Raw genomic sequence first — 18913 nt, forward strand, 5'->3', positions numbered from 1 at the left:
TTCAGGTTTTCCCCACCATCAATGAGAGCAGTCCGGCGGCAATCAGCGGCCCGACAGGTACGCCTTTAAACAGCGCCACACCCAGCACGGTGCCGACCAGCAGACCGGCCACCAGATGGGGTTGGGAGCCCATCAACGTCAGACCGCGCCCACCCAGCCACGACACCAGCACGCCGACCACAATCGCCAGGATAGATTTCCAGTGCATAAAGGAGTGCATCACGGTGCTGGCGCTGATCTTCCCGCTGGCAATCGGTGCCATGACACCAATCGTCAGAATAATGATGCCGATAGTCAGGCCATAACGTTCTATCCACGGGAAAAACTGGTTGAGCGGCGTGATGCGAACGGTAAGAAGAAAGAACATCGCGATGGTAACGGCACTGTTATTACTGATAATCCCCAAACCAGCAAACACCAGTAAAATCAAAAGAGTAGGATCGAGAAAAGCCATGTCTATCCCTGCATTTCAATATATAAAGAGAAAAGAGGCACGCAGGCCCCTCTGGATCGTACGCTGATTATTGAACAGTTTCTGCGGGCAGACCAGCGTTCAATGGCTTGAATTGGCAGGGGATTAGCGGTTGGCGAAGGTATTGCACTGGTTCGGATCCCCACTGTCGAAGCCGCGTTTGAACCAGGTGTAGCGCTGCTGCGAGGTACCGTGAGTAAAGCTGTCCGGCACCACTCGTCCCTGACCTTGCTGTTGCAAACGATCGTCACCAATGGCCTGCGCGGCATCCAGCGCTTCTTTCAGATCTCCCTCTTCCAGCGCATTCTGCTGCTGCATGCTGTGTCCCCACACGCCGGCAAAGCAGTCGGCCTGCAATTCCATCTTCACCGACAGTTGGTTGACGGTGGTTTGCGAAGCGCCCTGCTGCATCTGCTGCACTTTGCTATCGATGCCCATCAGATGCTGCACATGATGACCCACTTCATGCGCGACGACATATCCCTGCGCAAAGTCGCCGCCTGCGCCGAGCTTGTCTTTTAGCTCCTGATAAAAGGATAAATCGATATAAACCGTGCTGTCCGCCGGGCAATAGAACGGCCCCATGACGGACTGGCCGGTGCCACAGCCGGTACGGGTTGAGCCACGATACATCACCAGTTTGGGGTCAATGTACGTTTGCCCCTGACGCTGAAAGATCGTTTTCCAGGTGTCTTCGGTTGAGGCGAGGATCACCGAGGTGAATTTAGCCTGCTCGTCATCTTTCGGGCTTATCGATTGAGCGCGCGTCTGCTGGGTACCGCCGGACTGGCCGCCGTCAATGAGCGGCGTGAGGTCCACACCGTAGTAACCCGCAATCAGCACGACGATAATGATCACAATACCGCTTTTACCACGAATAGGCAGACGCATACCGCCACCACCTAAGCCACCTCTTCCGCTGCCCGAACTCTCTCCGCGCCTGTCTTCCACATTGTCGCTTTCACGACGTCCTTGCCAACGCATAGATTCATCTCCCCTGCTGTTTTCTTAAGATTAGATAATGAGCTATGTAAATACCATTGGCCCAAAGCGGCAATTTTAAAGCAGATGGGCACAAAGAGAATGAATTCAGGGCAATAAATGCGAAAAATAAAAAAAGGCAGTCAAATGACCGCCCTTCTCACTGACAACATCAGTATTACCGCTGCGTAAACGATTGCGTCGTCAGGCTAAAAAATCGTTGCCGATCAGTCTAATTTAACACCGATGCGGTGAGCGACCTCTTCGTAAGCTTCGATCAGGCCACCCAGACTCTGGCGGTAGCGATCTTTGTCCATCTTGTTGAGGGTTTTCTTGTCCCACAGACGGCTGCCATCTGGGGAAAACTCATCGCCCAATACCACTTCACCGTTGAACAGACCAAATTCCAGTTTGAAATCGACCAAGATCAGACCGGCATCATCAAACAGTTTACTCAGCACGTCGTTGGCTTTGTAGCTCAGCTCTTTCATACGCGCCAGATGCTCTTCGTTCACCCAACCGAAGGTTTTACAGTAAGACTCGTTGATCATCGGGTCATGCATCGCATCGTTTTTCAGGAATAGATCGAACAACGGTGGATTGAGTTCCAGACCTTCTTCAATGCCCAGACGTTTTACCAGCGACCCCGCCGCACGGTTACGGATCACGCATTCTACCGGGACCATATCCAGTTTTTTCACCAGCACTTCGGTGTCAGACAGCAGACGCTCCATTTGCGTAGGAATACCAGCTTCTTCCAGTTTAGTCATGATGAAGTGGTTAAACTTGTTGTTAACCATGCCCTTACGGTCAAACTGCTCAATGCGCTGACCATCCAGTGCTGACGTATCATTACGGAACTCCAACACCAGCAGATCTGGATTTTCGGTGGTGAAGACGGTTTTCGCCTTTCCGCGATACAACTCAGCTAACTTTTGCATCTTAAGTTACTCCAATAGGTAGTGGTAATACTTGCAACATCATTTGATAAAAAAAAGGATGTAAAAAGGGGCCGAAGCCCCTTTCTGATAACATTTTACTTCGTAGCACTGCTCTGACTAAACGCAGCCTGCATGACCGCCACCATCGCATCGTTCTGCGACTGGCTGAGTGCATGTCCTTTAGGATCAAGGAATTGCAAGCTACTGCGGTTGTCGAGATCGCCGACCTGAAGCTTGTAATCACCGGAAGCCAGACCCGGATCTTTCGCACCTAATGTATCCCAGGCGCTGTCGTTCAACGGGCTATAGGTCACAGACATCGTTCCTAGCGGACGGCTGCTGTCGGTTACTTTCATGCCCGCTTTAGCCAAGGCATTTGGCAGACGATCCCACACTACGCCGTAGGTTGCACGCACGATAAGTACAGCCAGACCCGTGTCATCCGCGCCGCTCTGCACGTCGATTTCACCTGCTTTGCGGTTATCCAGACTGGCTTGTGTATCCTGCTGCACTTTATCAAGGCTTGCAGTGATGGAGTTCAGCATCTGGCTGTTGTAACGCTGGATCTCAGCCGGTGCGGTAACCACCTTATCTTGCTGTTTCAGCTCAAGCGTTTTCACCGTCAGGGCTAACTGGTAGCTCTGCTGCTGAACGCTGATCTGGTAACGGCCCTGATACTGGAAGTCTTCATCAGCACGATTCCAGTCAACCATGTCAGTAGACAAAGTCTGTTTAGCATCATCGCGGCTGGCAATTTTAAAGTTATTCTGCTGAACCGCTTTAACCACGTTGTTCCACAGGTCGCGGTTTTGCGGGGTATTTTCCAACAATACGGTACCGCTGTCGCCGGTAAATTGGGTACGCGAACCGTTGAGCAGCGCCAGCGGCTGCATTGGCGGACGGATATCCAGTTGTTTGCCAACGCTGCCTTTAAGCGCGCCGCGAGGAATTTCATAAGTACCATTTTGCAGTGGCAGAATCATTCCAGCAGGGGCTTTCAGCTCACTGACAGGAGGAGCGTCCAGATAGGCTTCATCGCCACTTACCTGACGTTTATAGCGCTGATCGGTGGAACATGCCGCCAACAGCATGATGAGGGATATCCCCACTACTTTCGCAACCATAGACTTTTGCAATCTGGTTTTTTGAACTAATGAACAGGCCATCAAATCTCCCTAAGAGTTACAGCAAACCGGCGCTTTTTAATGCGTTTTCCACTACCGGACGGGCAGCATCTGTTAACGGCGTCATAGGCAGACGCAGTGTATCGGTTGCCATCAACCCCAGTGCCTTACAGGCCCATTTCACCGGGATCGGGTTTGCTTCTACAAACAAATGCTGATGCAACGGCATCAAGCGCTGATTTAAGCGACGCGCTTCGGCAAAATTGCCCTGCGCGGCCAGCTCACAAAGTTGTGCCATTTCACGTGCTGCCACGTTGGCTGTCACGGAAATAACCCCTTTGCCGCCGAGTTGCATGAAGTCCAGGCCACTGGCGTCATCGCCGCTCAGCAGAATGAAGTCTTCATCATCAACCAGCACTTGGATCTGGCTAACACGACTTAAGTTCCCCGTTGCCTCTTTAAGAGCAACAATATTCTTTATTTTTGCTAAACGAGCCACGGTTGGCGGCAGCATGTCGCAGCCGGTACGTGAAGGCACGTTATAGAGAATTTGCGGCAGGGACGTATGTTCAGCGATGGCTTTAAAATGCTGGAACAAACCTTCCTGAGTCGGGCGGTTATAATAAGGTGTGACGGTCAGACAGCCAACAATGCCTGTATTTTCAAAACGCTGGGTGAGCGAAATCGCTTCGGCGGTGGAGTTAGCACCGGTTCCTGCGATAACGGGAATGCGCCCATCGGACAGTTCTAGCGTTTGCATGACCACGTCACCGTGTTCGTCATGCGTTAATGTCGCCGACTCACCGGTTGTGCCTACGGAAACGATCGCCGCAGTACCACTGGACACATGATAATCAATCAGTTTTTTTAAACTCGCGCGATCGACGGCACCTTTGTCGTCCATCGGCGTAACCAGTGCAACAATACTTCCCGTAAACATTGACCTTCCCCTCCACAAACAGGTCACTCATGGTACTTTTGACACCACTGCAAAAGCAAGCAATCAACGTGTTGTAAGCGCTTGTCCGGCGGTTTTTTTTATGTTTACCTTGAGAATACTCCCAAGCATGACAGGAAGAGCAATTTTGCCGCAGCCACAACAACACTATCTTGTTATCACCGCATTAGGTGCTGACCGCCCAGGTATCGTGAACACCATTACCCGTCAGGTCAGCAGTTGCGGTTGTAATATCGAAGACAGCCGTCTGGCAATGCTCGGTGACGAGTTCACCTTTATTATGTTTCTTTCCGGCAGTTGGAATGCCATCACCCTGATTGAGTCCACTCTGCCGCAAAAAGGGGCCGAGCTGGAGCTTCTGATCGTAATGAAACGCACCAGCGCTCACGAACGCCCACCGATGCCCGCAACCGTGTGGGTTAAAGTCGAAGTCAAAGATTCCCCGCACCTGATCGAGCGCTTTACCGACTTGTTCGATACGCATCGGATGAACATTGCCGAACTGGCATCCAAGACCCATCCAGTCGAGGGTGTTAATCCAGTTCAGTTGTCTATACAGATAACAGCTCACAGCCCGGCCAACGCCGATGCAACAATTATTGAGCAAGCTTTTCATCAGCTATGTACAGAACTGAATGCGCAAGGCAGTATTAATGTCGTAAGCAACACTCAGCATGATGACAATTGACGGAGATATAAAAATGAGCCCACTGAAAGCCGGTGATTCTGCGCCGCAATTTAGTTTGCCTGACCAGGACGGCGAACAGATTAATCTGGCCGACTTCCAGGGACAGAAGGTCCTGGTCTATTTCTACCCCAAGGCCATGACGCCTGGTTGTACCGTTCAGGCCTGCGGCCTGCGTGACAATATGGACCAATTGAAAGAAGCAGGTGTAGAAGTGCTGGGGATCAGCACGGATAAGCCAGAAAAACTTTCGCGCTTTATTGATAAAGAGATGCTGAATTTCACGCTGCTGTCTGATGAAGATCATCAGGTCTGCGAACAGTTTGGCGTCTGGGGCGAGAAAAGCTTCATGGGCAAAACCTATGACGGCATCCACCGCATCAGCTTCCTGCTTGACGGTGACGGTAAGGTTGAAAAAGTGTTCGATGATTTCAAAACCAGCAATCACCACGACATTGTGATGGCTTATCTCAACGAGAAATAAGCCTCAGCAACACAGCCAGATAAAAAAAGCGCAGACGCGCTTTTTTATTTTGTATTATTTGACCAGCAACGACGTATTAAGGCGCTTCATTGAGTAGCTCATCAGGCCAAACGTGTACCACGGCTTTCACCAGCGTTGCCAGCGGAATGGCAAAGAATACGCCCCAGAATCCCCACAATCCGCCGAAGATCACCACAGACAGAATAATCACCAGTGGGTGCAGATTCACCGCTTCAGAGAACAGCAGCGGCACAATGACGTTGCCGTCCAGCCCCTGCACCACCAGATATGCCACAAACAGCGTCCAGAAGTCAGCACCCATCCCCCACTGGAACAGCGCCACGACCACCACCGGAATAGTCACCAGCATGGCACCAATATAGGGAATAAGGACAGACAGACCGACCAACACCGCCAGCAGTAGCGAATAGCGCATGCCCATGATGAAGAACACCAGATAGGTCGCCACGCCGACGATGATCATCTCCAGTACTTTTCCACGAATATAATTAGTGATTTGCTGGTTCATCTCCTGCCAGACCTGCCCTGCCAGACCTCGGTCACGCGGCAACACGCGACGTACCGCACTGACCATCTGCTCTTTATCTTTGAGCAGGAAAAACACCATCATCGGCACCAGAATCAGGTAAATCGCCAGCGTCAGTAAACCGACCAGCGATGCCAGAGAGAATTTCACCAAATTATCACCGACGCCCGACAGCTTGGCGCGCAGGTTTTCAGCCATCATATCGATGATGCCGGCATCAACCAGAGCCGGATAGCGCTTAGGCAAGGTGGCCGCGAAATCGTAAAAGCGGTTGAGCATACTGGGCAAATCAGCCATCAGATTGATGCCCTGCTGCCAGGTGACCGGCGCGATAACAAACACTGCCAGCATCACCACACCGGCGAAAATCAGCAGCACGACGCTGGTAGACAGCGTGCGGGACAGCCCAAAATGTTGTAGCCGGGCCACCGGCCATTCGAGTAAATACGCCAGCACTATCGCCACCAGTAATGGGGCAAGAATGCCGTTGAAAAAATAGAGAATACAAAACCCAGCGACCAAAATTGCCAATAAGGCAATGGCCTGAGGATCGGTGAATCGTCGGCGGTACCATTGTAATAACATCTCTAACATCGGATATCGCTCCTGTAAGATCCTGGTATAACGGGCCAACAGACGATTTGCCTGCATCCCTGCCCCTGATTCAGCCTTAGCGTAACTTTATGCTGAATATGTTGTCACAGAGGGTAATGGTTAATCGCTTCAAAGTTTTCTGATCAGACTACTATTAAGTGTCAGAAAAATAGCAAAGAATGTGCCAGTGAAAGAGTGTACTGGAGTCCGTTTCACGGAAGAAGAGCTCTTATGGCTGTTTACGTCAGAGTGATCAATTATTCATTAGGAATGGCTTAATTATGGCAATGCGGTTTAACAAAACGGTGACCGCCCTTCTGATGGGCACCATGCTGGCGGGAGCAATAGCACCCGCTCTCGCGGATGACAGCACCTACTGGACGACGCCCATCGCGTCAACCAATCCGAACAAACCGTCGGTAGCCGATCAGTTGCCGGACATGGGCACCACGGCCGGGGGCATCCTGAGTATCGATCAGGAACTGCAAATGGGCGATTTTTATGTTCGCCAGATGCGTGCCAGTACCCCGCTGATTAACGATCCCCTGCTCAATCAGTACATCAATGAACTGGGGATGCGTCTGGTTGCCAGCGCTTACTCGGTGCGTACCCCTTTCCACTTCTATATCGTCAATAACGATGAGCTGAACGCCTTCGCCTTCTTCGGCGGCAACGTAGTGCTGCACTCAGCGCTGTTCCGCTACACCGACAACGAAAGCCAACTGGCTTCGGTGATGGCGCACGAAATCTCTCACGTTACCCAACGCCATCTGGCGCGTGCGATGGAAGATCAGCAAAAAAGCGCCCCGTTGACCTGGGTTGGCGCACTCGGCTCTATTCTGCTGGCAATGGCCAGCCCGCAAGCCGGGATGGCTGCGCTGACCGGAACCCTCGCAGGAACCCAGCAAAATATGATCAGCTTCACTCAGGGTAATGAGCAGGAGGCTGATCGCATCGGTATTCAGGTATTGCAACGCGCCGGGTTTGACCCGCAGGCGATGCCCGCTTTCCTGCAAAAATTAGCCGACCTATCAAGCTACTCGAGCAAACCGCCGGAAATGCTGCTGACGCACCCCTTGCCTGACAGCCGCCTGGCAGATGTGCGTAATCGTGCCAATCAGATGTCACATCCGGCGGTACATTCGTCGCAAAGTTTTCTGTTAGCTAAAGTGCGCATTTTGGGGATGTACGGTTCAGAGTCCTATCCGCTGAGCGATGACTATTTGCACCAGTTGAGCAACGGCAACGTGCGCGAACAGCTGGCGGCCCGCTACGGCAAGGCGCTGCAGTTCTACAAAGCGAAGAAATACGATCAAGCACGCCCCATTCTGGATGCGTTGCTGGCGCAGAATCCAGGCAACGACTGGTTCCTTGATTTATCTACCGACGTTGATATTGATCAAAAACATGCCCCGCAGGCCATTGCCCGGCTGGAAAAAGCCAACGCCGAGACCAGTAAAAACCCGGTGCTGTTACTGAATCTGGCCAATGCTTACGTGGAAGGCGGCCAGCCGGCTAATGCCAGCCGCATTCTCAACCGCTATACGTTCAGCTACCCTAATGATCCGAATGGCTGGGATTTACTTTCACAGGCTGCCGCAGCGCAGGGTTTACGCGCGCAGGAACTGGCCGCCAGGGCAGAAAGTATGGCACTAGTAGGGCGTCTTGATCAGGCGATAGAATTATTAAGTAATGCCAGTGCGCTGCAAAAATTGGGCACTCTGGAACAGGCCCGCTACGATGCCCGCATTGACCAATTGCGCCAGTTGCAAAGGCGTTTTCGTCAATATCAGAAGGGCTAAGTTCTGCATGAATTATGAGGTTATGAACATGCCACATCATGATGTTGCGATTTATCACAACCCACGCTGTAGTAAGAGTCGTGAAACGCTGAAATTACTCGAAGAGAAAGGCCTGGATCCGGACGTGATTTTGTATCTGGAAACCCCGCCGTCAACCGATACGCTGAAAGCGCTGATCGGTAAGCTGGGATTCAGCTCTGCACGCGAACTTATGCGTAAAGGCGAGGAGATTTACAAAGAATTGAATCTGGCGGATCCGGCAATCGACGAGCAGCAACTGATCCAGGCGCTGGCCGACCATCCCCGGCTGATCGAACGCCCTATCGTGCTGGCAAACGGCAAGGCACGGATCGGACGTCCGCGGGAGCAAGTGCTGGAGATCGTATAATCCAGTTAAAGCCTGTTTCTACAGGCTGAGAATATCTTTCACAAAAGGAATAGTGAGTTTGCGCTGGGCGGTGATAGACGCCCGGTCAAGCTGATCCAGCGTGGTAAATAACGTGCGCATCTCGCGATCCAAGCGCTTCAACAGGAAACGCCCGACGTCTTCTGGCAGTTCAAAGCCCCGCAGTTTAGAACGCAGTTGCAATGCCTGAAGTTTCTCTTCATCGGACAACGGTTGAAGCCTATAGATTTGCCCCCAATCCAGCCGCGAGGCTAAATCCGGCAGGCGGAGATTAAGCTGGCGCGGCGGACGGTCGCCGGTAATAAACAGCCGTGTGCGGCCCGTTTCCAGAATACGATTGTACAGGTGAAACACCGCGGCTTCCCACTCATCATCCCCGGCAATGCCTTCGATATTATCGATACACACCAACGCCAGATGTTCCATGCCGTCCAGCACTTCCGGCACGAAGTAGGCACGTTTATCAAGCGGCACATAGCCTACTGCTTCACCGCGCTGAGAGAGCTCAGCACAGGCCGCGTGCAGCAAATGGCTGCGGCCGCCGCCTTCGCGTGACCAGAAGTAGATGTAGGTGCCATGCTCCTGTTGCAGCGCCGTCTGAATGGCAGAGAGCAGAGAGGGGTTCTCGCCCGAATAAAAACTGGCAAAAGTTTCATCATCGGGAAGATAAAGTGGCAGGGAAAGCTGTGCCGGCGTATTCAGAAGCACCTCAACCAATACGGTCTGAAGACCGCGAATGTTGTCATCAACAAAAAGTTGTTATCTCAGCTGTTAACTATACCCAAAATCATTCGATTTGCAGCTAGGCGGCAATTGAATGAATCCTGGTGAGCTTACTCAAGTAAGTGATTCAGGTGAGTGAAAGCAGCCAAAAACCCTGCAATTTGAAGGATGCAGGGTATAAACGAATATGTACGGGCAGAATTCTAACATAGGATCCTGCCGGAGTTGAACTGTACGCGCCCAACCACTTGCTAACAGGTCGAATCCGCCGGGGAAATAATCTTCTCCGGCGATCTTTCCGCACCGGGGTTCACGCCGGTGGATTTTCCCGCTCATCTTCGATATCAATGATCTCTTCTTCGCCGCGCACCATTTCAATTACCTTAAACAGCAGGCTGAGGAAAATGCCGACGATGGTCGCCAATGCCATGCCTTTCAGCTCAGCCGCACCAATGTGAATTTTTGCGCCGCTGACGCCGATGATAAGGATCACTGCAGTCAGGATCAGGTTTTTCGCTTTGTTGTAATCCACTTTAGATTCGATCAACACGCGGATACCTGATGCAGCAATCACGCCGTAAAGCAGCAGGGAAACACCGCCCATTACCGGCACTGGCACAGCCTGGATCGCGGCCGCCAGCTTACCGATGCATGAAAGCATGATGGCCAGAATCGCCGCCCCGCCGATCACCCAGGTGCTGTAAACCTTGGTTATCGCCATCACACCAATGTTCTCGCCATAAGTGGTGTTCGGCGTTGATCCGAAGAAACCAGATAACACCGTGGACAGCCCGTTTGCCAGCATGGAGCGGTGTAGGCCTGGATCACGCAGCAGGTCTTTTTTCACGATGTTTGCTGTCACCACCAGGTGCCCGACATGCTCAGCGATCACCACCAGCGCCGCAGGCAGAATAGTCAGGATCGCCACCCATTCGAAACGCGGGGTATAGAATGTCGGTAAGGCAAACCAGTGTGCTTTGGCGATAGTTGAAGTCTCTACCACCCCCATGAAGAACGACAATACATAGCCAACCAGTACGCCGATCAGGATTGGGATGATCGCTAAAAAACCTCGAAACAGCACGGAACCCAGCACGGTCACACCCAAGGTCACCATCGAAATGATGATAGTGGTGGAATCTATCGCTACGCCATCAGCTGGCAATAAGCCGGCCATATTAGCCGCCACGCCCGCCAGTTCCAGCCCGATGACGGCCACGATCGCTCCCATCGCCGCCGGAGGGAATACCACGTTGATCCAGCCAATCCCGGCTTTTTTAACAATCAGCGCCACCAGACAAAACAGCAGCCCGCAGACGATAAATCCGCCAAGCGCGGCTTCATAACCCATCGGTAACAGCAAGAGAACCGGTGAAATAAAAGCGAAGCTTGATCCAAGATAGGCCGGGATTTTACCTTTACAGATGTAGAGGTATAACAAGGTCCCGATGCCGTTGAACAACAGTACCGTCGCCGGATTGATTTTGAACATTATCGGCACCAGTACGGTCGCACCGAACATGGCAAACAGGTGCTGTAAGCTCAGGGGGATAGTCTGCAAGATCGGCAGACGTTCGCTTACCCCGATAACACGACGGGTCATGGGTTGTTCCTCTATGAAGTTATGAAATCGAAATTTGTACTCTACATAATTCAAGTCGCAGGAAGGCGGCAAGCCCATGAGTCCCCGGGAGCATAGATAACTATGTGACCGGGGTGAATGGCCGCAGCCAACGCATCTGTGGCTTGAAGTATGACGAGTAAAAAAAAGCCGACTCATTAGTCGGCTGATTGCTTACTTAGTACCAAATATCTTATCGCCCGCATCCCCGAGCCCCGGGATGATGTAACCATGCTCGTTGAGACCCTGGTCGATTGAGGCGGTGTACAGCTCAACGTCAGGATGGGCCTTCTCCAGCGCAGCAATACCTTCTGGTGCAGCAACCAGTACCAGCACCTTAATGCTCTGGCAGCCGGCTTTTTTCAGCAAATCGATAGTGGCAATCATTGAACCACCGGTTGCCAGCATGGGGTCAACCACCAACGCCAGACGTTCTTCAATATTGGAAACCAGCTTCTGGAAATATGGCACAGGCTTCAGGGTTTCTTCATCGCGATAGATCCCGACCACGCTGATACGCGCGCTTGGCACGTTTTCCAACACGCCTTCCATCATGCCGAGACCCGCACGTAGAATAGGCACGACGGTAATTTTCTTGCCCTTAATCTGATCGATTTCAACCGGGCCGCACCAGCCTTCGATGGTGACTTTTTCGGTTTCTAAATCAGCGGTCGCTTCATACGTTAGTAAACTTCCCACCTCAGAAGCCAGTTCGCGAAAACGTTTCGTGCTGATGTCATTTTCACGCATCAGGCCCAGCTTGTGTTTCACCAGCGGGTGTTTCACCTCGACGATCTTCATTTTTAATTCTCCTAAGGTGGTTGAGCTGCAAAAAAAAATCGCGAGATTATAACGCCTTTTATTTTGAACGCCACAGCCATTAGCTTGATCGACATCAATAGAATCCTGATAAACAGTATAGACAGGAGATTCATCCTCACACCGCATATGCCCCTCGCAAACGTTTGCCTGGGCTGTTAGAATTGCGGCGCTTCATTTCAACCACTAACCCAAACCGCCATGGGGACTCCGCAGTGACCGATAAAACCTCTCTCAGCTATAAAGACGCAGGCGTGGATATCGATGCCGGTAACGCATTGGTAGACCGTATCAAAGGTGTAGTAAAACAGACTCGTCGTCCTGAAGTCATGGGCGGGTTGGGTGGTTTTGGTGCCCTGTGCGCGCTACCGCAAAAATATCGTGAACCTGTACTGGTTTCAGGGACCGACGGCGTTGGCACCAAGCTGCGTCTGGCTATGGACCTGAAACGTCACGACACTATCGGCATTGACCTGGTCGCCATGTGCGTCAATGACCTGATTGTCCAGGGTGCTGAACCCCTGTTCTTCCTTGATTATTACGCTACCGGCAAACTGGACGTTGATATTGCTGCCAGCGTGATCACCGGTATCGCCGAAGGCTGTAAGCAGTCTGGCTGTGCGCTGGTCGGTGGTGAAACCGCTGAAATGCCGGGCATGTATCACGGTGAAGATTACGACGTGGCCGGTTTTTGCGTCGGCGTAGTGGAAAAATCAGAAATTATCGACGGCAGCAAAGTCGCTGACGGCGACGTCGTGATCGCTCTGGCTGCCAGCGGCCCGCACTCTAACGGTTACTCTCTGGTACGCAAAATTCTGGAAGTCAGCAACACCAATCCGGAAACAACCGATCTGGCGGGTAAATCCCTGGCCGATCACCTGCTGGCTCCGACCAAAATCTACGTAAAATCGATCCTGAAATTGATCGAAAACGTCGAAGTCCACGGCATCGTTCACCTGACCGGTGGCGGCTTCTGGGAAAATATTCCACGCGTCCTGCCGGAAAATACTCAGGTCATCATTGATGAAGCCAGCTGGCAGTGGCCAGACGTCTTTACCTGGCTGCAAACTGCCGGTAACGTCACCCGCCATGAGATGTACCGTACCTTCAACTGTGGCGTTGGTATGCTGGTCGCCCTGCCTGCTGAACTGGCAGACGAGGCGATTGCCCTGTTGAATGATAATGGTGAGAAAGCGTGGAAAATCGGCAGTATTAAAGGGTCTGACTCCGCAGAACGCGTTATCATTAAGTAACTTTGGCTAAAGATGGGTGTTGAGATGAAAAGGATTGTGGTTTTGGTGTCCGGCGAAGGGAGTAATCTCCAGGCGCTGATTGATGCCTGCCAACAGGGACGAGTCTACGCGAAACTCAGCGCCGTCTTCAGTAATAAAGCGTCCGCGTTCGGGCTGGAACGGGCACAGTCTGCTGGCATTCCTGCTCATGCGCTGGACGTGAAATCTTATGCTGACCGTGCGGCGTTTGACGCCGCATTGGCCGACGCCATCGATGCTTACAACCCCGATCTGGTGGTTCTTGCCGGTTACATGCGGGTTCTGGATGCCAACTTTGTCCAGCGCTTCGCTGGCCGGATGCTAAATATCCACCCTTCCCTGCTGCCAAAATATCCCGGCTTACACACTCACCGTCAGGCGATTGAGAACCAGGATGAAGCGCATGGCACCTCAGTTCACTTTGTCACTGAACAGCTGGATGGCGGACCGGTTATTTTGCAGGCCCGAGTGCCGGTATTTAGCGATGACACCGAGCAGGACCTGATAGAACGCGTGCAAACGCAGGAACATAGCATCTATCCGCTGGTGATCAGCTGGTTTGTTGATGGCCGGTTACAGCTCAAGCAGGGCCAGGCCTTTCTCGACGGTAACCTTTTGCCAGAACAGGGTTACGCAGCAGATTAAACTATTGAAATCGATTATTTCTCTATAAACCGGCCACGTGCCGGTTTTTTATTTTATCTTATTTGGCACTTGTTTACAGTTCAGCCGATATAATTGCTTTTCGGCGCACGTTTAAACGTCGTTTGTGTGCCGACCTTCACCTAAAACACGGCTGTTTTAGATTTCATTTTCACGAAGGTTACCTCAGGTAAAACGGCTATATTCTTTGAGGAACACCCCATGCTTAGCAATAACAGCGTCAGATTACGTCCACTGGAAAAGGACGACCTGTCGTTTGTTCATCGTCTTGATAATAACGCCAGTGTCATGCGTTATTGGTTTGAAGAGCCTTATGAGGCATTTGTCGAACTGACCGATCTTTATCACAAGCATATCCATGACCAAAGCGAACGCCGCTTTATCATTGAATTCCAGGGCGGGCCAGTCGGCTTAGTCGAACTGGTGGAAATTAACCATATTCACCGACGTGCGGAATTCCAAATCATCATTGACCCACAACATCAGGGCAAAGGATTTGCTGGTGACGCGGTGCGTCTGGCGATGGATTATGCCTTCTCGGTCCTCAATCTCTACAAGCTGTATTTAATCGTCGATAAAGAAAATAAAAAGGCGATTCATATTTACAGCAAATTAGGGTTTGAACTCGAAGGTGAACTGAAGCAGGAATTTTTCGTTAACGGGGAGTATCGTAACGCTATCCGTATGTGTATTTTCCAGCCACAATTTTTGGCCATGTACAAAACGAAACATTCAGAAGCCAAACGCGTTGATCCCATTGGCGCTGGCGTGGTTTAGTTTCAGTGACTCATTTAATTTCAGGGAGTTAACCCTATAACCAACAGTACCGGCGAACCTTTTTTTATTCCAGGTAACAAGGGATATCTTGTTCACCGGTAAGACTTTTCTTCCTTTTCTTTCTCCCTTTTTGAGCCCTTATCGACCTATCAGGTTAAACCTCTGCTTTATGTTGGACATTCCTGTCAATCTTTCGCAATATTGTTCATAGACACTAGGCCCCTCTCTCTTCGGATTTTCATCAGAGATATGTCGAGCACCTTCGGGTGTGAGCTGGAAATGACGAGAGTTTTCCCTGCAGTTGTAGCGATAACGCTGAATGTTGGGCCAGGTTTCAAGTTTACTGAATGGGGTTTAAATGGGTCAGGAAAAACTTTACATAGAAAAAGAGCTGAGCTGGTTGTCCTTTAATGAACGCGTTTTGCAGGAAGCGGCAGATAAAAGCAATCCACTGATTGAGCGCATGCGATTTTTGGGCATCTATTCCAACAATCTGGATGAATTTTACAAAGTCCGTTTTGCTGACCTCAAGCGCCGGATATTGATCAGCGAGGAGCAAGGTTTCATTGGCGCATCGCGTCATCTGCTGAAAAAGATCCAGGCCAAAGTGCTGAGCATTGACCAGGAATTTGACGGTCTCTATAACGACCTGCTGCTGGAGATGGCCCGCAACCAGATTTTCCTGATCAATGAGCGTCAGGTTTCTGAAAACCAACAAAACTGGCTTCGGCAGTACTTCAAGCACCATTTACGCCAATTCATCACACCCATTTTGATTAACCGCGACACCAACCTGGTGCAGTTCCTCAAAGACGACTACACCTATCTGGCCGTCGAGATCCTTCGTGGTGAAGAGGTGCATTACGCGCTACTGGAAATTCCTTCAGACAAAGTGCCACGTTTCGTTAATTTGCCACCGGAAGCCCCACGCCGCCGTAAACCGATGATCTTGCTTGATAACATCCTGCGCTACTGTCTGGATGATATTTTCAAAGGCTTCTTCGATTACGATGCACTCAACGCCTATTCGATGAAAATGACCCGTGATGCCGAATACGATCTGGTCACTGAGATGGAATCCAGTCTGCTGGAACTGATGTCATCCAGTCTTAAACAGCGTCTGACCGCAGAACCTGTGCGGTTTGTTTATCAGCGCGATATGCCGGATGACATGGTGGAACTGCTGCGCGAAAAACTCGGTATTTCCAACTACGACTCCGTGATCCCCGGCGGCCGTTACCATAACTTTAAAGACTTCATCGGCTTCCCAAATGTGGGAAAAGCCAATCTGGTCAACCGCCCGCTACCACGCCTGCGTCATCTGTGGTTCGATAAATTCCGCAACGGGTTTGCTGCGATCCGCGAGCAGGATGTGCTTCTTTACTACCCGTATTATACCTTTGAGCACGTGCTCGAACTGCTGCGCCAGGCATCGTTTGACCCGAACGTACTGTCGATTAAGATCAATATTTACCGCGTAGCAAAAGACTCACGCATTATTGAATCGATGATACATGCCGCGCACAACGGTAAAAAAGTCACGGTGGTGGTCGAACTGCAAGCGCGTTTCGATGAAGAGGCCAATATTCACTGGGCCAAGCGTCTGACCGAAGCCGGTGTTCACGTTATCTTCTCTGCGCCGGGTCTGAAGATCCACGCCAAGCTGTTTCTTATCTCACGCCGCGAAGGCGATGAAATTGTCCGCTATGCTCATATAGGGACCGGCAATTTCAACGAAAAAACCGCGCGGCTTTATACTGACTATTCTTTGCTGACCGCAGACAGTCGTATCACCAATGAAGTTCGCCGGGTATTTAACTTTATCGAAAACCCTTACCGTCCGGTTACCTTCGAGCATCTGATGGTATCGCCGCAAAACTCCAGAAGCATGTTGTATGCATTGATCGATCAGGAGATTGCCAACGCGCAGGCAGGTAAGAAAGGAGCTATTACTCTAAAAATCAATAATCTGGTAGATAAAGGCCTGATTGACCGGCTTTACGCCGCCTCGAATGTTGGGGTAAAAATCCGCCTGCTTATCCGCGGTATGTGCTCTCTGGTACCCGAGTTGCCAGGCGTTAGCGAAAATATTCAGGTGACCAGTATTGTTGACCGTTATTTAGAACACGATCGGGTATATGTGTTTGAAAACAATGGTGATAAGAAGGTATTCCTCTCCTCGGCTGACTGGATGACCCGTAACATTGATTATCGTATTGAAGTGGCGGTAGCGCTGCTGGATCCGAAAATCAAACAACGCGTGCTGGATATCCTCGAGCTGCTGTTCAGCGACACGGTTAAAGCCAGACATATTGATAAAGATCTCAGTAATCGTTATGTTCCACGCGGAAATCGTCGTAAGGTGCGCGCGCAATCGGCCATCTACGAGTATCTGAAAGCGTTTGAGCACGGAAACAACAAACAACAAAAAGATCAGGCCTGACACTTTGGAGCACCACATATTATGCCCCTGAAAAACACCATGAATGCCAAACCACAGGAAATTGCTGCTATCGACCTTGGGTCGAACAGTTTCCATATGGTGATCGCCCGCGTCGTCAATGGCGCGCTGCAGGTGTTAGGCCGCCTGAAACAACGTGTCCATCTGGCCGACGGCCTCGACAGCAATAGTGTTCTCAGCGAAGAGGCAATTAAGCGAGGGCTAGATTGTCTGGCACTGTTTGCAGAGCGTTTGCAGGGCTTCGCCGCTGAGAACGTCACCATCGTCGGCACCCATACTCTGCGACAGGCCGTGAATACAGAAGAGTTTTTAAAACGCGCCGCCGCCGTTATCCCCTACCCAATTGAGATCATCTCCGGACAGGAAGAAGCACGCCTGATTTTCATGGGCGTTGAACACACCCAGCCGGAAAAAGGCCGTAAGCTGGTGATCGACATCGGTGGCGGCTCAACCGAGCTGGTGATTGGCGAAGATTTCGAACCTCTGCTTGCAGAAAGCCGCCGCATGGGTTGCGTCAGCTTCGCACAGCAATTCTTCCATGAAGGTGAAATCAGCCGCGCCAATTTTAAGCGTGCACAGCTGGCCGCGGCGCAAAAGCTTGAGACCCTGGCCTGGCAGTATCGCCTGCAGGGCTGGCAGTATGCGCTCGGCGCCTCAGGAACCATCAAAGCTACCTATGAAGTACTGGTGGAAATGGGTGAAAAAGATGGTCTCATCACCCCTGAGCGGCTGAAAATGCTCACCGAAGAGGTGCTGAATTTTAAAAGCTTCTCCTCTCTGAGTTTACCTGGCTTGTCTGAAGACCGGCAGTCTGTATTTGTGCCGGGACTGGCTATTCTATGCGGAGTTTTTGACGCACTGGCCATCAAAGAGTTGCGCCTTTCAGACGGCGCACTGCGCGAGGGTGTGCTGTATGAAATGGAAGGCCGGTTCCGTCATCAGGATATCCGCACCCGCACGGCGAAAAGCCTGGCTGAGCACTACAATATTGACCGCGAACAGGCCCGCCGCGTGCTGGAAACCACGGAGCTGCTGTACGCTCAATGGCTGGCGCAAAACAGCAAACTGGTTCAGCCTCAACTTGAGTCTCTGCTGAAGTTTGGCGCGATGCTCCATGAAGTCGGCCTGAGCATTAACCATACCGGCATGCATCGTCATTCGGCCTATATTCTGCAAAACACTAACCTTCCAGGATTCAATCAGGAGCAACAAACGCTGTTGGCGACGCTGGTACGGTTCCATCGCAAAGCCGTGAAACTGGAAGAGTTACCGCGCCTGAACTTGTTCAAGAAAAAATATTACCTGCCGCTGATCCAACTGTTGCGTTTGGGAGCCTTATTAAACAATCAGCGCCAGTCAACCACTAAGCCGGAAACTCTGCGCCTGAATACTGATGACAGCCACTGGACGCTGTGCTTCCCGGCAGGATACATGGCACAAAACAACCTGGTTCAATTAGATTTTGAACGTGAACAGAGTTATTGGGATGACGTCACTGGCTGGAAACTGATGATTGAAGAAGAAGATCCTAATCAGGATGATGCTGTGAAAGCATAAATCAGGCATTGCAATTAAAAAACCCTC

18 protein-coding genes are annotated in these 18913 nt (G+C 51.2%); 9 read left to right on the forward strand and 9 right to left on the reverse strand.

The window, feature by feature from the left end:
• Window position 1: 1 nt before the first annotated feature.
• From ACMV8I_RS08370 to dapA, 5 genes are all read right to left on the reverse strand, one after another.
• Entirely contained in the window at window positions 2-454 is a 453-nt protein-coding gene (locus ACMV8I_RS08370; protein ID WP_498864778.1) for a DUF441 domain-containing protein, read from the reverse strand.
• Between the two features lie 123 nt (window positions 455-577).
• Entirely contained in the window at window positions 578-1456 is an 879-nt protein-coding gene (ypfJ, locus tag ACMV8I_RS08375; RefSeq protein ID WP_498864779.1) for a KPN_02809 family neutral zinc metallopeptidase, read from the reverse strand.
• A 224-nt stretch (window positions 1457-1680) separates the two neighbouring features.
• Entirely contained in the window at window positions 1681-2394 is a 714-nt protein-coding gene (gene purC / locus ACMV8I_RS08380) for a phosphoribosylaminoimidazolesuccinocarboxamide synthase (protein ID WP_498864780.1), read from the reverse strand.
• 95 nt (window positions 2395-2489) lie between these two features.
• Window positions 2490-3560 carry an outer membrane protein assembly factor BamC gene (gene bamC, locus ACMV8I_RS08385; protein WP_498864781.1) on the reverse strand — a complete coding sequence of 357 codons (1071 nt, stop codon included), beginning with the start codon at window positions 3558-3560 and terminating at the stop codon, window positions 2490-2492.
• 16 nt (window positions 3561-3576) lie between these two features.
• Complete coding sequence (gene dapA / locus ACMV8I_RS08390) at window positions 3577-4458, reverse strand: 4-hydroxy-tetrahydrodipicolinate synthase (RefSeq protein ID WP_498864782.1); 882 nt, start codon at window positions 4456-4458, stop codon at window positions 3577-3579.
• 127 nt (window positions 4459-4585) lie between these two features.
• Between dapA and ACMV8I_RS08395 the strand changes: the two genes are divergently transcribed.
• Window positions 4586-5164, forward strand: coding sequence for a glycine cleavage system transcriptional repressor (locus ACMV8I_RS08395; RefSeq protein WP_498864783.1), 579 nt, complete (start codon window positions 4586-4588; stop codon window positions 5162-5164).
• 13 nt (window positions 5165-5177) lie between these two features.
• Window positions 5178-5645, forward strand: a complete 468-nt coding sequence (bcp, locus tag ACMV8I_RS08400) for a thioredoxin-dependent thiol peroxidase (RefSeq protein ID WP_498864784.1) — start codon at window positions 5178-5180, stop codon at window positions 5643-5645.
• 76 nt (window positions 5646-5721) lie between these two features.
• On the opposite strand, the gene ACMV8I_RS08405 is transcribed toward bcp, so the two are convergent.
• The gene (locus ACMV8I_RS08405; RefSeq protein WP_498864785.1) at window positions 5722-6786 is read right to left on the reverse strand and encodes an AI-2E family transporter; all 1065 of its coding nucleotides are present in this window, start codon (window positions 6784-6786) and stop codon (window positions 5722-5724) included.
• A gap of 281 nt (window positions 6787-7067) precedes the next feature.
• Between ACMV8I_RS08405 and bepA the strand changes: the two genes are divergently transcribed.
• Both bepA and arsC read left to right on the forward strand, forming a co-directional pair.
• On the forward strand, window positions 7068-8588 hold the full coding sequence (bepA, locus tag ACMV8I_RS08410) for a beta-barrel assembly-enhancing protease (RefSeq protein WP_498864786.1): 1521 nt from the start codon (window positions 7068-7070) through the stop codon (window positions 8586-8588).
• 28 nt (window positions 8589-8616) lie between these two features.
• Complete coding sequence (gene arsC, locus ACMV8I_RS08415; RefSeq protein WP_498864787.1) at window positions 8617-8976, forward strand: arsenate reductase (glutaredoxin); 360 nt, start codon at window positions 8617-8619, stop codon at window positions 8974-8976.
• Window positions 8977-8994: 18 nt separating this feature from the next.
• Here the strand turns inward: arsC and hda are convergent, their stop codons facing one another.
• From hda to upp, 3 genes are all read right to left on the reverse strand, one after another.
• The gene (hda, locus tag ACMV8I_RS08420; RefSeq protein WP_498864788.1) at window positions 8995-9702 is read right to left on the reverse strand and encodes a DnaA inactivator Hda; all 708 of its coding nucleotides are present in this window, start codon (window positions 9700-9702) and stop codon (window positions 8995-8997) included.
• A gap of 325 nt (window positions 9703-10027) precedes the next feature.
• On the reverse strand, window positions 10028-11320 hold the full coding sequence (gene uraA / locus ACMV8I_RS08425) for a uracil permease (protein WP_498864789.1): 1293 nt from the start codon (window positions 11318-11320) through the stop codon (window positions 10028-10030).
• 192 nt (window positions 11321-11512) lie between these two features.
• Complete coding sequence (gene upp, locus ACMV8I_RS08430) at window positions 11513-12139, reverse strand: uracil phosphoribosyltransferase (protein WP_188474621.1); 627 nt, start codon at window positions 12137-12139, stop codon at window positions 11513-11515.
• A gap of 233 nt (window positions 12140-12372) precedes the next feature.
• On the opposite strand from upp, the gene purM reads away from it, so the two are divergent.
• From purM to ppx, 5 genes are all read left to right on the forward strand, one after another.
• Window positions 12373-13410, forward strand: a complete 1038-nt coding sequence (gene purM / locus ACMV8I_RS08435) for a phosphoribosylformylglycinamidine cyclo-ligase (protein WP_498864790.1) — start codon at window positions 12373-12375, stop codon at window positions 13408-13410.
• 24 nt (window positions 13411-13434) lie between these two features.
• Window positions 13435-14073 (forward strand): phosphoribosylglycinamide formyltransferase, encoded by a 639-nt coding sequence (gene purN, locus ACMV8I_RS08440; RefSeq protein ID WP_498864791.1) that lies wholly within the window; start codon window positions 13435-13437, stop codon window positions 14071-14073.
• A 219-nt stretch (window positions 14074-14292) separates the two neighbouring features.
• Complete coding sequence (gene speG, locus ACMV8I_RS08445; protein WP_498864792.1) at window positions 14293-14868, forward strand: spermidine N1-acetyltransferase; 576 nt, start codon at window positions 14293-14295, stop codon at window positions 14866-14868.
• Window positions 14869-15226: 358 nt separating this feature from the next.
• Window positions 15227-17311, forward strand: coding sequence for a polyphosphate kinase 1 (gene ppk1 / locus ACMV8I_RS08450; protein WP_498864793.1), 2085 nt, complete (start codon window positions 15227-15229; stop codon window positions 17309-17311).
• Window positions 17312-17332: 21 nt separating this feature from the next.
• A complete protein-coding gene (ppx, locus tag ACMV8I_RS08455) occupies window positions 17333-18886 on the forward strand; it encodes an exopolyphosphatase (RefSeq protein WP_498864794.1) in 1554 nt (517 codons plus the stop codon).
• Window positions 18887-18913 lie beyond the last annotated feature (27 nt).

Origin of the sequence: Ewingella sp. S1.OA.A_B6, from assembly GCF_049889095.1 — a bacterium.
In the GTDB taxonomy this organism is placed as follows: domain Bacteria; phylum Pseudomonadota; class Gammaproteobacteria; order Enterobacterales; family Enterobacteriaceae; genus Ewingella.